At 59.8% G+C, this 12460-nt stretch carries 11 protein-coding genes; 2 read left to right on the top strand and 9 right to left on the bottom strand.

All coding sequences use genetic code 11. The features are described 5' to 3' along the window. Positions 1 to 18: 18 nt before the first annotated feature. From fliM to fliE, 9 genes are all read right to left on the bottom strand, one after another. Positions 19 to 1089 carry a flagellar motor switch protein FliM gene (gene fliM, locus BN1139_RS07740; protein WP_005334736.1) on the bottom strand — a complete coding sequence of 357 codons (1071 nt, stop codon included), beginning with the start codon at positions 1087 to 1089 and terminating at the stop codon, positions 19 to 21. A 7-nt stretch (positions 1090 to 1096) separates the two neighbouring features. Beyond that, complete coding sequence (fliL, locus tag BN1139_RS07735; protein ID WP_005353679.1) at positions 1097 to 1612, bottom strand: flagellar basal body-associated protein FliL; 516 nt, start codon at positions 1610 to 1612, stop codon at positions 1097 to 1099. Positions 1613 to 1669: 57 nt separating this feature from the next. Next, entirely contained in the window at positions 1670 to 3583 is a 1914-nt protein-coding gene (locus tag BN1139_RS07730) for a flagellar hook-length control protein FliK (protein WP_005353681.1), read from the bottom strand. 67 nt (positions 3584 to 3650) lie between these two features. Beyond that, on the bottom strand, positions 3651 to 4091 hold the full coding sequence (gene fliJ, locus BN1139_RS07725; RefSeq protein WP_005334746.1) for a flagellar export protein FliJ: 441 nt from the start codon (positions 4089 to 4091) through the stop codon (positions 3651 to 3653). A 27-nt stretch (positions 4092 to 4118) separates the two neighbouring features. Next, positions 4119 to 5450: a flagellar protein export ATPase FliI gene (gene fliI, locus BN1139_RS07720; protein ID WP_005334747.1), complete on the bottom strand. Its 1332-nt coding sequence runs from the start codon at positions 5448 to 5450 to the stop codon at positions 4119 to 4121. A 52-nt stretch (positions 5451 to 5502) separates the two neighbouring features. Continuing rightward, positions 5503 to 6327, bottom strand: coding sequence for a flagellar assembly protein FliH (gene fliH / locus BN1139_RS07715; protein WP_005353684.1), 825 nt, complete (start codon positions 6325 to 6327; stop codon positions 5503 to 5505). Positions 6328 to 6395: 68 nt separating this feature from the next. Further along, positions 6396 to 7457 carry a flagellar motor switch protein FliG gene (gene fliG / locus BN1139_RS07710; protein ID WP_005334749.1) on the bottom strand — a complete coding sequence of 354 codons (1062 nt, stop codon included), beginning with the start codon at positions 7455 to 7457 and terminating at the stop codon, positions 6396 to 6398. Beyond that, positions 7450 to 9159, bottom strand: a complete 1710-nt coding sequence (gene fliF, locus BN1139_RS07705; RefSeq protein WP_005334750.1) for a flagellar basal-body MS-ring/collar protein FliF — start codon at positions 9157 to 9159, stop codon at positions 7450 to 7452. The genes fliG and fliF overlap by 8 nt, the downstream gene beginning before the upstream one ends. A 62-nt stretch (positions 9160 to 9221) precedes the next feature. Beyond that, positions 9222 to 9539 (bottom strand): flagellar hook-basal body complex protein FliE, encoded by a 318-nt coding sequence (gene fliE, locus BN1139_RS07700; RefSeq protein WP_005353687.1) that lies wholly within the window; start codon positions 9537 to 9539, stop codon positions 9222 to 9224. 154 nt (positions 9540 to 9693) lie between these two features. Here fliE and BN1139_RS07695 point away from each other — a divergent pair, with 154 nt between their 5' ends. Beyond that, on the top strand, positions 9694 to 10605 hold the full coding sequence (locus tag BN1139_RS07695) for an AraC family transcriptional regulator (protein ID WP_005353690.1): 912 nt from the start codon (positions 9694 to 9696) through the stop codon (positions 10603 to 10605). 66 nt (positions 10606 to 10671) lie between these two features. Beyond that, positions 10672 to 12423, top strand: a complete 1752-nt coding sequence (locus BN1139_RS07690; RefSeq protein ID WP_005353693.1) for an amidohydrolase — start codon at positions 10672 to 10674, stop codon at positions 12421 to 12423. Positions 12424 to 12460: the final 37 nt, after the last annotated feature.

Genomic DNA, 12460 nt, shown 5'->3' with positions numbered 1-12460 from the left:
ACCGTAATAAACCGTCAATTATCGCTGTTGATCTTCGATACTGCGCTCGAGCTCTTCCAGCTCGGCCTCGCCATCAATTCGTACCCCGCCCCGGGTCACCAGATGCATCTCCGTCTTGACCCCTTCCGGACGTTTGAGCTTGTCGGTGATCTTGAGCGCCACATTATCCTTGGTGCGGCCCATCTTGGCGTGGAAAGTGGGCAAGTCCTCCACAAAAACCAACAGATTTTCCGGCATATCGACCGGAATGATATCGCCGGGTCGCAGCTCCATCAGTTCACGCAGGGTGAGTTCGGTCTCCAGCAGCTTGGCCCGCAGCTCCACCTTGACGTCCATGATCTCGTCACGCAGCGCCTTGCTCCAACGTACATCGGTATCCCCCTTGTCACTCTGCACACCGGCGTCCAGCAGCTCGCGGATCGGCTCCAGCATGGAATAAGGCATCGCCACGTGGAAGTCGCCGCCACCACCGTCGAGCTCGATGTGGAACGAGCTGACCACGATTACCTCGGTCGGGCTGACGATGTTGGCCATCGCCGGGTTCACTTCCGAGTCGAGATACTCGAACCCCACGTCCATTACTGGCGCCCAGGCATCCTTGTAATCCTCAAACACCAGTTTGAGCAGCATCTGGATAATGCGCCGTTCGGTCGGGGTAAATTCGCGCCCTTCAATTTTGGCGTGATAACGGCCGTCGCCACCGAAGAAGTTCTCCACCAGGATGAAGACCAGTCGAGCCTCCATGGTGATGAGCGCCGTCCCCTTGAGCGGGCGGAAGCGCACCATGTTGAGACTGGTCGGCACAAACAGGGTATGAACATACTCGCCAAACTTGAGCATCTGCACCCCGTTGATGGAGACCTCGGCGGTACGACGCATCATGTTGAACAGGCTGATCCGCATATGGCGGGCGAAACGTTCATTCACCAGCTCCAGCGTCGGCATGCGACCACGGACGATGCGGTCCTGGGAGGAGAAGTCAAACTGTGCTACGCCGGGATCTCCAGCGCCGCCTATCTCTTCCTCTTCGACATCATCGACACCGTGCAAGAGGGCATCAATTTCGTCCTGACTTAACAGATCGCTCACGCTTCACCTACTGCATTACAAAGCCGGTAAACAGCACTTGTTCGATAACGGGGGAAGAGACCAGGTCCTTGAGCACCCGACGGCACTCTTCCAGTGAATCCTTGCGCAGCTTCTCCTTACCTTCAAAGGTCATCAGCTGTTCGGCACTGGCTGCACTGAATACCCGCAGCAAGGTGCCTTCAATCAGGGGGATATTCTGTTTGGCCAGCGTCTCGTCGGCGGTACCGCGCACCATCAGCTGGATCTTGATCTGCACCAGTCGATCTCGCTGGGCACCTGCGACGTTGAAGACAAAGGGGCGCGGCATACCGACATAGAGGGAAGGTTTAGGCGCTTCCTCCTTGGGTGCGGCCTCGGCACCTTCCGCCGCTTCAACAGGCGGTTTATTGGAGCCGGAGAGCATCAGGAAGGCGCCAGCACCACCACCGCCCAGCAAAATAACCGCCAGGGCAATGATAATGATCAGCTTCTTTTTCTTGCCCGCAGCCGGGTCTTTTAGCGTCAACTCGTTATCGTCAGCCATCCCTTGTCCACCCTAGTCTCAAACTTGTTCGATATCATAAACTTACTCGGGATTGCATCAAGCATAGAAATCAATTCCGGAACCGTTTGTCGATTCCACCAGCAAACTGGGGTTGGATGTGGTGAGTTCCCCTTCAACCAGCCCGTTACCGGACCGCGGCTGACCACTACTCTGCCCCTGCTGCCCCTGCCCGTTAAAGGTGGGCTGGCCCTGTTGCTGCTGTTGTTGCGACTGCTGCTGCACCTGCGTCTGACCAAGCTGGATCCCCTGCCCTGCCAGCATGTCACGCAGCCGAGGCATCGCCTGCTCCAGCATCTCGCGGGTCTGTCCATGTTGTACCACAAAATGGACGTTGGCCTGGCTGTCGGCCCCCATCTGGATCTGGATCTTCATCTTGCCAAGGCCGAGGGGGTCGAGCTGAATTTCCGCCTGTTGCAGTTTTTCGGCCAGCATCACATTGACCTTCTGGTGCAATTCGGCAGGTGCTTCCTGACTGGCCAGTTTCAAATGAGGTAAATTCTGCGACTCACGGCGCAGCGTCGTCTCAGCGGCGGGGGCCCGGCTATCGGCTACCTGTGGCTGAGTCTGGCTGTTCTGGCCATGCTGAACGGTCTGGCTCGGGCTGCTCTCACCGCTCGATGTCGCCGCAACCAGGCTCTTCTCCGCCTCACCGGCCTTCGGTTTTACCTCAAGCGAGACCGCTTTGCGCACCTCGTCGGTGCCGGTCACTTCCATCTGCTTGATGCCGGCTGAAATAGTCGACAGCGGCGCTTGCGGCCCCTGAGATTCAGCCTGTGCCAACACCTGCTGCGGCGCCACCATCACGGGGGCGGCAGCACTATCGGTCTGAGCCGTCGCATTTGTCGTCACGCTGCCTTGGGCTGCGGCACTTTCTGCGGCACTTTGCGCCGTCGTCACGGGCGCCGAACTTTGATTAGCGGCGGTGGCTTGCTGCTGGCTACCCCCGGCGGCCCCCTTTTCTGCCCCCTTGCCAGCTACCCCACTTCCATCCGCAGTTGCTGAGGTGGTTGCAGCGCCAGCTTCAGGCTGCTTGAGCCCCTCACTGAAGGCCTTGAGGGCGGTCCCCTGAGTCGCGGCTTGCGTCGCCTGCCCCTTGTTAGTCACAGCATTACTGGCGGCGAGATCGGATTTGCTGTCGCCAGCCTCTTTTGCAGCGAGTAACTCTACGGACTTGGCGGTGCTTGCCGACTCATCGACCGGCAGCACCTTGGCCAGCTGGGCCATTCGCTCTGCCCCCGTGAGGGGCTTGGTCTGCTTGCCATCTGCTCCGAGGGTTTCGCCCTTGGCAAAGGCTTTCTCCCCGGACTGCCCATCCGCAATAGTGGCTGCATCTTCACCTTCAGAGGAGAGAACGGCAGCAGAGGCATCGCCCTGCGCCACTACTCGCGCCGCTGAGGACAATACGGTGGTATCAAGAGTCGAGTTGGCGGTCTGCGCCCCGGTCTGACCGGCAAGCTGTTGGGCAATCCTGGCAGCGGCAGGAGTCTGCTCGCTTTCATCAAGCGCAATCCCCTCCAGCTCACCCTCTTGCGGCAACGGATTGCCGTCTACCACAGTGGCGCTCTGTTGGGCTGCTACCGCCAGCTGGGGTGTCACTAGCGAGGTATCGAGCTTGAGGGAGTCTTGCAGGCGCAGCAGAAAGTCGGTGGCAGGGACCTCCTCCACCTTGTTGTCGGCGTCAGGATCCTGCTCCTTGCCAGTCTCCTCTTTGGGAGAGGCGCTTTCGGTCGCCAAAGATTTGGCTAATCGGGCATGGTTGCCGCCCTGAGTGGTCTCGGCGGCGCCCTGCTCGCTGTTCCGGACCTTGGCAATCAGGGTGGCGAAATCCCCCTTGCTGTCGCTGCCGGTTCCCCCATCGATACTTTTGCTCTCGACGGAACCGTTCAGAGGCGCTTTGTCCAACCCGTTGGCCGCAGCCGAAGGCGTTTGTGTCAACAGTGTCTGCATCATGATGGGATCCCTGAATTCTGGTGGCCCCCAGAGAGATGGCCGCCGACAATGCCCATATCAAAGCAAGTTACAGGCCAGATTGATGAAAGCGTCGCAACATGGCGTACTCATCCAGCATCTTCTGCTCCTGACGCTGGGCTTTCTGCTGCTCGCGGCTCGCTTGCTTCTCCAGCAACAGCTCTACCGCCTTGCGCCGCTGCTGGGCCGCCAGCCACTCTTCACGGCGTTGCTCCAGCGCCTGACGCACCTGCAACACCCCTTCGTACTGCTGGGTCGCAGCCTGTTCGAGCTTGTTGATAAAGGCGTGATACTGGGTATTTTGCTGGGGCGAAATCCCCTGCAGGCCGCGATCGGTCCACTGCTGGTGATAGATCTGGCGATACTGATTGAGGGCATTTTGCTGATCCATGAACAGCTTGAGATCCTGCTGCGCCTTCACCAGCGCCAGCGCACACTGCTGCTCCGCCTCCACCAGCCGATCGGCCAACAATACCAACCCTTTACTCATCGTCGACCTCTCTGTTACCGACCATCATCAGCGCATCAATGGCATCGCCACCATCTGCAAGGCTTGCAGGCCATCATCGTAGTGAATGACCTCGCGCATCCCCTGCTGCAAGAATTGATCCAGATAGGGTTTTTGAATGATGGCACGGTCAATGCGCGGATCGGAACCCTGACTGTAGGCACCGATGGTGATGAGATCCCGGTTCTGCTGATAGAGGGAGTAGAACTGCTTGAGGGTGCGCGCCAGATCCATATGTTCCGGCGAGGTCACCATGGGCATGACCCGGCTGATGGACTTCTCGATGTCGATAGCCGGATAGTGGCCCGCATCGGCCAGCTCGCGCGACAACACTATGTGGCCATCGAGGATCGCCCGCGCCGCATCGGCAATGGGATCTTGCAGGTCATCCCCCTCGGTCAGGACGGTGAAGAAGGCGGTTATGGAGCCCTGGCCGTCACTGCCGTTACCCGCCCGCTCCACCAGCGCCGGTAATTTGGCAAATACCGAGGGAGGATAGCCCTTGGTCGCTGGCGGCTCGCCCACCGCCAGCGCGATCTCACGCTGGGCCTGGGCATAACGGGTCAGTGAATCCATCAAGAGCAGCACATTAAGCCCCTGATCGCGGAAATATTCTGCAATGGCCAGCGCCGTTTCACACCCCTTTAGCCGCATCAGCGGCGAGGCATCGGCGGGAGCCGCTACCACCACGGAGCGGGCTCGCCCCTCCTCTCCCAAAATGTCTTCGATAAACTCTTTTACTTCCCGACCCCGTTCACCGATGAGGCCGACCACCACCACATCCGCCACCGAGCCACGGGTCATCATGCCAAGCAGCACCGATTTGCCGACACCGGAGCCGGCAAACAACCCCATCCGCTGGCCCTGACCAACCGTCAGCACGGCGTTGATGGCGCGCACCCCCACGTCCATCGGCTGATGGATCGGGCGGCGAGAGAGCGGGTTGATGCGGTGCTGGGCAAACTGCACGGTCTGGGAGGAGAGAATGGGGCCGAGCCCATCGAGTGGCTGGCCGATGCCGTCGATGACCCGACCAAGCAGGTTCATACCGACCGGAATACCGTGCTCTTCGGTGATGGGCACCACCCGGGCACCGGGGATCACCCCCTTGAGCTGCTCGCTCGGCATCAGATAGAGGCGATCGCCAGAAAAACCGACCACTTCTGCCTCCAGCGTCCCATCAAGGGTATCGATGCGGCAGAGGGCACCGATGGCGGCGCGGCAGCCAATGGCTTCGAGGGTCAGCCCCACCACCCGGGTCAATTTGCCGGCGACCGGCGGTTTGGGGGCGCTGTCGCGTACCTTGTACCCTTGCAACCGGTTCAGTAGCGAGCCGCTCATCTGGCCTCCTGAGAGCTAAAAAGTGCAGCCGGACAGCAACGTCCGGCATCGGTTATGGGCGTGAGTCCTGCGAAGCCGGTTTTTGCGACGCATTGTCCCGCAAGAAGTTTCGCAGCAACTGATCGATGCGACCGGAGAGGGTCAAATCGATGCTGGAGAGCTCGGTAGCCAGTTGCAGATCGCCGGGGGAGAGGGTGGGATCGCTTTGTAATCGCCAGTGGCGCTTGGCGCACTCTTCGGCGCCAAATGCCTGTTCGATTCGCGCGATATCGTCGGGATGCAACATCAGAGTCACCCCCTGTTCAGCGGCAGGCAGCAAGGCCAGCCCCTCTTTAAGCGCCTCCAGCAGAATGCGGGGGGAGGTCTCTGCTTCGTGACGAATAAGCGCGCGGGCCAGTTGCATCACCAGCGAGACCAACTGCTGCTCCACCGCCTGATCCAGCTCGTTAAGCGGATTGGCAAGGCGCGCGGCGAGCCCCTGCCAGTGGGCGATCTCCTGCTCCACCAGCTCGCGCCCCATAGCCAGCCCCTCCTCGCGCCCCTGTTCGAGACCGGCAGAGTGGCCCTGTTGCAATCCTTCCAGCTTGCCCTCTTCCATACCCTTGGCATAACCGGATTCGCGCCCCTCAGCCATTCCCTCTTCCCAGGCGGCCTGACGGATCGCTTCAAGCTCTTCGGCGGTGATGCTGGGGGTCGGCTCCTGTTCGGGCTCCGGCTCCACCACCTCCTCTTCCTGCTGATACCAGTCAGGGGCCAGGCCAAGAGCATTGGTAGGCGCTCCCGCCTCTACCTCGACCTCCATCTCGGGCCAGCCCCAAGTCTCAACCCGGGCATCATCGCCCTCGGGGCGCACATACCCACGCAGTTTGTTGTTCATGCTTTGCGCGGCTCCTCACCACTGCCTGATGCGGGCTTGGCATCGCGGTTCTGTTTATGGGCCATGGCTTAGAGGAACTCCTCGCCGCCACCGGCACCCAGCATGATTTCGCCGGCATCCGCCAGACGACGGGCGATGGAGAGGATCTCTTTCTGGGCCGCTTCCACTTCGGAGACCCGGATCGGCCCCATGGCCTCCAGATCGTCCGCCAGCATTTCGGCCGCCCGTTTGGACATGTTCTTGAAGATCTTCTCGCGCATCTGATCGTCGGAGCCCTTGAGGGCGCGTTGCAGCAGATCCCCGGGCACTTCCCGCAGCATGGTCTGGATGCCGCGATCGTCCACATCGATGAGGTTTTCGAACACGAACATCAAATCCTGGATCTGCTGGCTCATCTCTTCGTCCGACTCGCGGATGGAGTCCATCAGCTGGCCTTCGATGTTGGTATCCAGATAGTTCATGATGTTGGCGGCAGCCTTCAGGCCGCCCATCTTGGCTGCCTGGGCACCAGCGGCACCAGCGAACTGTTTCTCCATGATGTCGTTCAACTCTTGCAGTGCCGCCGGTTGCACCTCTTCGAGGTTGGCGATACGCATCACCAGATCGAGGCGCACCTGCTCCGGGAACTGGCTCAGGATCTCGGCTGATTGCTCCGGCTCCAGATAGGAGAGCACGATAGTCTGGATCTGCGGGTGTTCGTTCTGGATGATACTGGCCACCTGACGGGCATCCATCCACTTGAGCGAGTCGAGACCGCGGGCGCCGGAACCGAGAATGATCTGGTCCACCAGGTTGCTCGCCTTGTCCTCGCCAAGGGCCGCCACCAGTGCCTTGCGCACGAAGTCTTCGCTGCCGATACCGATGTTGGTGTACTTCTGGATATCGTCGATGAATTGACGGTGCACCGCCGCCACCCGATCGTGACTGAAGTCGGACATGGAGGCCATCGACATACCGAGCCGCTGCACCTGCTTGGGCTCGAGATGACGGAAGATCTGGGCGGCATCCTCTTCATTGAGGCTCAGCATCAACACCGCAGCCATCTCCATCCCCGACATCTGGTCGAGGATCTGGCGCTGACTGTCAGTGATGTCATTGCCGGTGACTTGACTCTTCTTTTCTTCAGGCATCTTTGTTCGTTACCCATTCTTTAATGACCTGAGCGGCCAGATCCGGCTCGTTCGCTACCAGCGCACGCACCGCCTTGAGCAAGTCTTCGTCACGGTGCAGATCCGGCAGTTTCAGCTGGCCATCGCGTACACCAAATACCTGATCGTTCTCGACTTGTGCTGACAGCAGACTCAACTCGTCGTCGCCACCCAGTACGGTGTGGTTGTCGAAATCCACTTCCCCTTCCGGTTTGGCATCCGGATAGAGCAGTCGCTTGAGCATGGGGCGAACCACGGTGACGATCAAGACGATGATCACCAGTACCGAGGCGGCAATCCGCACCGCACGCCAGAACCAGGGCTGATCGTAGAGCGGCACTTCGGCCACGGTATCCAGTTCTGGGCGATTGAACGGAATCGCGACCACCTCAAGGGTATCACCACGGGTCACATCAAAGCCAAGGCCACCGCTCAGCAAACGGCGCAATGTATCGAGTTCTGCCTGGGTGCGCGCCTCACGGGTCACTGCCCCGTCGGCACCGGGTACCGCTTTGTAATCCACGGCAACCGAAACAGTCATGCGGCGAATGCCCCCCATCTGGCGACGGGTATGGCTGACGGTGGTATCCAGCTCGAAGTTGCGAGTCGCCTCTTTGCGGGAACGGCCAGAAGCGGCAGCGCTGGCACCATCACCACCGGTCGCCTCCTCGGGAATATTGGAGGCGGCAGGGGGCTGGTTGGAGAGTGCACCAGGCACACCACCATTGCTGCCGCTGGCGCTGTTCTCTTCCATGGTCATCTCGGAGCGCACTGCAGGCAAGTCAGGGTTGTAAGTCTTGCGGGTCTGCTCCTGCTGGGAGAAGTCGAGGGAGAGATCCACTTCCGCCGTATAGTTGTCGGCCCCCAGCACCGGGATCAGGATGGCGTCAATTTTTTGTTTGTACTCCAGCTCCTGCTTCTGCTGCATGGCAAACTCTTTGCGAGTCTGGGCCGAGATCGGGTCTTGCGAGCCGGAGTTGAGCAGGCGGCCATTCTGGTCGGTGACGGTGACGCGGGTCGGCTCAAGGCCATGTACGGCGGAGGCGACCATATCGACGATGGAGTCCACCTCCCCCTGCCCCAGCGCCGCCCCTTTCAGGTTGAGCACCACGGTGGCACTGGGTTTACGTTCGTTGCGGGCAAACACATTGTCTTTCGGAATGGCCAACAGCACCTGGGCCTTGGCCACATTCTGGAACTGCTCGATGGCGCTCGCCAGCTGGCGCTCGCGGCTCAGCTTCAGACGTTCACTCTCCATCCGCTGGCTGACGCCGAAACTGGAATCTTTGAGCAGGATATCTTCACCACCGATGTTGCTATCGGTGGCATTGGCAAGACCGGCACGGGTCAGGGCCAGCTGGATAGTGGGGTAGCTTTCAGCGTTGACCAGCACGCTCTTGCCATCCACCTCATAGGGGATCTTCTGCTGATCGAGGAAGTCGAGAGTCTTCACCAGCTCCTGGGTGGTGTAGGTGCCGAGGGGACGCATATCCGGCTCCTTGCCCCACAGCAGGATAAACACCGCAATGGCCAGACAGATGGCAAGCCCCAGGATCAGGGTGATTTGCCGCAGCACATCGGTGTTGGACAGGAAGCCCAGCGCCGAACTCTTCTGCTCATTTTCATCGAGGGCGGCGGTGCCCTCATCGTTTATCAGCAGATCGCCGTTTTGGTCAGTAGCCACGATTTATGTCCTTATTGCTGACATGTTCATGATGTTCAGTCGTCATGGTTTATTGGCGTCGCTTATACCGGCATGTTCATGATGGTCTTGTAGGCATCGACCATCTTGTTGCGCACCTGTACCGTGGCTTCAAAGGCGATGGACGATTTTTGGCCCGCGATCATCACCTCGGCCAGATCCACCGACTTGTCACCCATATCGAAACGGGTACGCAGATCATTGGCGGCGCCTTGCAGTTCGTTGACGTTGCCAAGCGCCTGTTGCAGCAGCAGACCAAAGTCGGAGGTTACCTGACGACCGGGTTGTGCCAGCGGCGTTGCGCCTGCTTCGATCTTGAGCGCCTGCATCTCTTGCATCAGGCTGCTTGCACTAATTTCCATTTTCCATCCCCAGACAAATCATTGACGCTGGCATGCAATAAGCAATTAGAGTGCCAATGCGTTAAAAGCGCGATGCGGATGAGTGGCCAGACCAGGCCGGACGGGTTCGACAACGGCAGGTGGCTCTGATTAAATCCGACTCTGACGCCCACTTTTGCTGGCTGGCAAGGAGTCCGCTCTGGATTATCGCAAACCCGTGTTCAAGGCGATGGACTACATCAGCCACCATCTGGATGACAATCCGGGCCTGGATGAGGTCGCAGCAGCGGCAGCCATCTCCACCTTCCACTTCCACCGTATTTTCAAGACGATGGTCGGCGAGACCATTGCCGGATTTACCCGGCGCCTGCGTATGGAACGCGCTGCCCGTCGCTTGCTCGCCTCCCCCCAGAGCGATATCACCACCCTCGCACTGGCCGCCGGGTTCTCCAGCTCGCAGAATTTCGCCAAGGCCTTTCGCCTGCACTTCGCCATGAGCCCCTCGGAATACCGCCAGCAGCAGGGGGGAAACTGGAAAAGCAAGATTGGAAACGATCCCCTTCCCTTTGACACCTATGATGGCCTCGTCATGCACCCGGTCACCGAACACCCGGGTCTGTTGCAGGGGGCAAGCGTCAGGCTGATGCCCGCCCGGCGCGTGGCGTACATGCGCCGCCTGGGCCCCTATGGCAAAGAGACCTGCGAGCAAGCTCATCGGGATTTGCTCGCGCTGTTCGCCTCGGACGAGGCGATGACACCAGCGGGTACCCTGAGTCTCTATTGGGATATCCCCGATATCACCGATGAGACCCGTTGCCGTACTGACGTCTGCATCGAGCTGGGGCCAGAGATCCTCGCTGGGCGCCAGTTAACCACCCAGACCATCGCCGCGGGCCCCTATGCGGTTTGTCAGTTTATCGCTCGCGGCGATCAACTGGTCGCCTGCTGGGAGACGGCGTTTCGCTGGGTAGTGAGCCAAGGGCTGAACTGCGACGATCGCCCGTGTTACGAGCAATACCACGCAGGCACGGACTCCGACCGGGATCATTACGTGTTTGATATCTGTATCCCGCTGATCAACCGATAAGCCGATACCTCATTTCCATTTACCCACTTCGGTGCCTTCGGGCACCGAAGCGACGGAGTCATGCCCATGAATATCAAAACGCTGTTTCTCGCCAGCCTGCTGGTGACGCTTCCCGCTGCCGCCAATGCCCAGTCACAGAGCCAGACGCTGATCTTTGGCGGCACCATCTACAGTGGTGATCCGGCGAACCCTCACCCGGAAGCGGTCGGCATTGAAGGTAAAAAGATAGTGGCAGTCGGCAGCTATCAGGAGGTCAGCGCCCGCCTCGGCAGCCATGCCAAGCGTCTTGATCTGAAAGGAAAGTACCTGATGCCAGGGCTCATCGACAGCCATGTTCATGCGGCATTTGCCGGTTTTCAGGGGATGACGGTTAACTTTCCTGACGCCATGAGTGAGGTTGAGCAGGTGCAGCAATTTCTGACCCGCAGCAAGGATGACCCCCGCCTGACACAGGGCGATGTAGAGCTATACAGCAATGTCTCCCTCGACTACTGGCATCAGCTTCCCCTGCTCGATCAGGTGTTCAATGGCCCGCAATACCAGCAAATACCCGTAGTGCTGGCCGGTTCGGATGCCCACACCGGTTGGGCCAATCAGGCCATGCTGCGCAAGGCTGGCATTGATGCCGACACCCTTGCCGGTCGTTATGCTCCGCTGAAAGGCAATTTTGGCCTCACCCCATCCGGCAAGCTCAATGGCTTTGCCTCGGAAGGCGGCTGGGATGCCATCCTCAAGGCGCTGCCCCCCGTCAGCGACGAGACGATTGCCAGTGCCATCATGACCGCCGCCAAACAGCTCAATCAGGTGGGCATCACCGCCTGGATGGACCCTATCAGCAACATTCGCCCCCTCGCCCCCATCTTCAACGCCGAGCCGGATCGCCGCGATACCGGCCTGCTGCCGGCGTACAGCATGCTCTCCCGGGAAGGCAAGCTGACCGGACATGTGTCCGCCCTGGCACTGGTGGGGATACATGCATCACCCGCCATCATTGATGACGTATTGGCGCTGCAACAGCAGTTTCAAGATGCCCCGGACGTTAAACTGGTGGGGATAAAGATCCTGCAAGATGGTGTCATCGAGTATCCATCCCAGACCGCCAAGTTGAGCGAGCCCTACCTCAACCGTCCCGGTTACAGCGGCAAGGACGATCTGGACAAACAGCGTTTTAACGAGCTGATCCGCACCGCGGATGCCCATCAACTTATCGCTCACTTTCATGCCATCGGCGATCGGGCCGTCCGTGAATCCCTCGATGCCATCGCCTATGCCCGGGCCCACAATCGGGATCACCGCCTGCTGCACAGCATCACCCATCTGGAGGTGGTGAGCCCGGCCAGCATTGCCCGCTTCAAACCGCTCAATGTGGCCGCATCGATGCAACTCTTGTGGGCCGGGAAAAACGTGGCGACCACCCTGCTGCTTGATGGAAAAGTGCCCCCGGCACTGCTAGCCCGCCTCTATCCGGCAGGCAGCTTGCTGCAAAGCGGCGCCATTATTGCCGGTGCCAGTGACTGGCCGGTCTCCAGCCCCAACCCTTTCCTCGCCATGTATACCGCGATCACTCGTCAAGGGGAGCTTGGCTTGCTGCCCCCCGCCAGCGAGCAGATCAGCCGTCAGGCCATCTTGCAGGCCTATACCCTCAACGCCGCCAAGGTGATTGGGCGGGAGAAGGAGATTGGCTCCATCAGCGCGGGCAAGAGTGCTGACCTGATCTTGCTGGATCGCAATCTGGAACAGGTAGCAAGCGAAGAGCTCAAGGAGACCAAGGTGCTCTGGACCATGTTCAAGGGCAAGCAGGTCTATTCAACCCACTGACACCGAGAGAACAAACAGGCCCGCACTGCGGGCCTGT

The sequence above is a fragment of the Aeromonas veronii bv. veronii genome, from assembly GCF_000820225.1.
GTDB classification, from domain to species: Bacteria; Pseudomonadota; Gammaproteobacteria; order Enterobacterales; family Aeromonadaceae; genus Aeromonas; species Aeromonas veronii.
Note: the sequence above shows the minus strand (reverse complement) of the source record. Positions and strands in the feature narration are given on the sequence as shown.

Excerpts from the sequence above, each read along its gene's own strand:
- fliI (WP_005334747.1), bottom strand. The coding sequence starts at position 5,450 with ATGAGCGGCTCGCTACTGAACCGGTTGCAAGGGTACAAGGTACGCGAC.
- fliH (WP_005353684.1), bottom strand. The coding sequence starts at position 6,327 with ATGAACAACAAACTGCGTGGGTATGTGCGCCCCGAGGGCGATGATGCC.
- fliJ (WP_005334746.1), bottom strand. The coding sequence starts at position 4,091 with ATGAGTAAAGGGTTGGTATTGTTGGCCGATCGGCTGGTGGAGGCGGAG.
- BN1139_RS07690 (WP_005353693.1), top strand. The coding sequence starts at position 10,672 with ATGAATATCAAAACGCTGTTTCTCGCCAGCCTGCTGGTGACGCTTCCC.
- BN1139_RS07730 (WP_005353681.1), bottom strand. The coding sequence starts at position 3,583 with ATGATGCAGACACTGTTGACACAAACGCCTTCGGCTGCGGCCAACGGG.
- fliL (WP_005353679.1), bottom strand. The coding sequence starts at position 1,612 with ATGGCTGACGATAACGAGTTGACGCTAAAAGACCCGGCTGCGGGCAAG.
- fliG (WP_005334749.1), bottom strand. The coding sequence starts at position 7,457 with ATGCCTGAAGAAAAGAAGAGTCAAGTCACCGGCAATGACATCACTGAC.
- fliE (WP_005353687.1), bottom strand. The coding sequence starts at position 9,539 with ATGGAAATTAGTGCAAGCAGCCTGATGCAAGAGATGCAGGCGCTCAAG.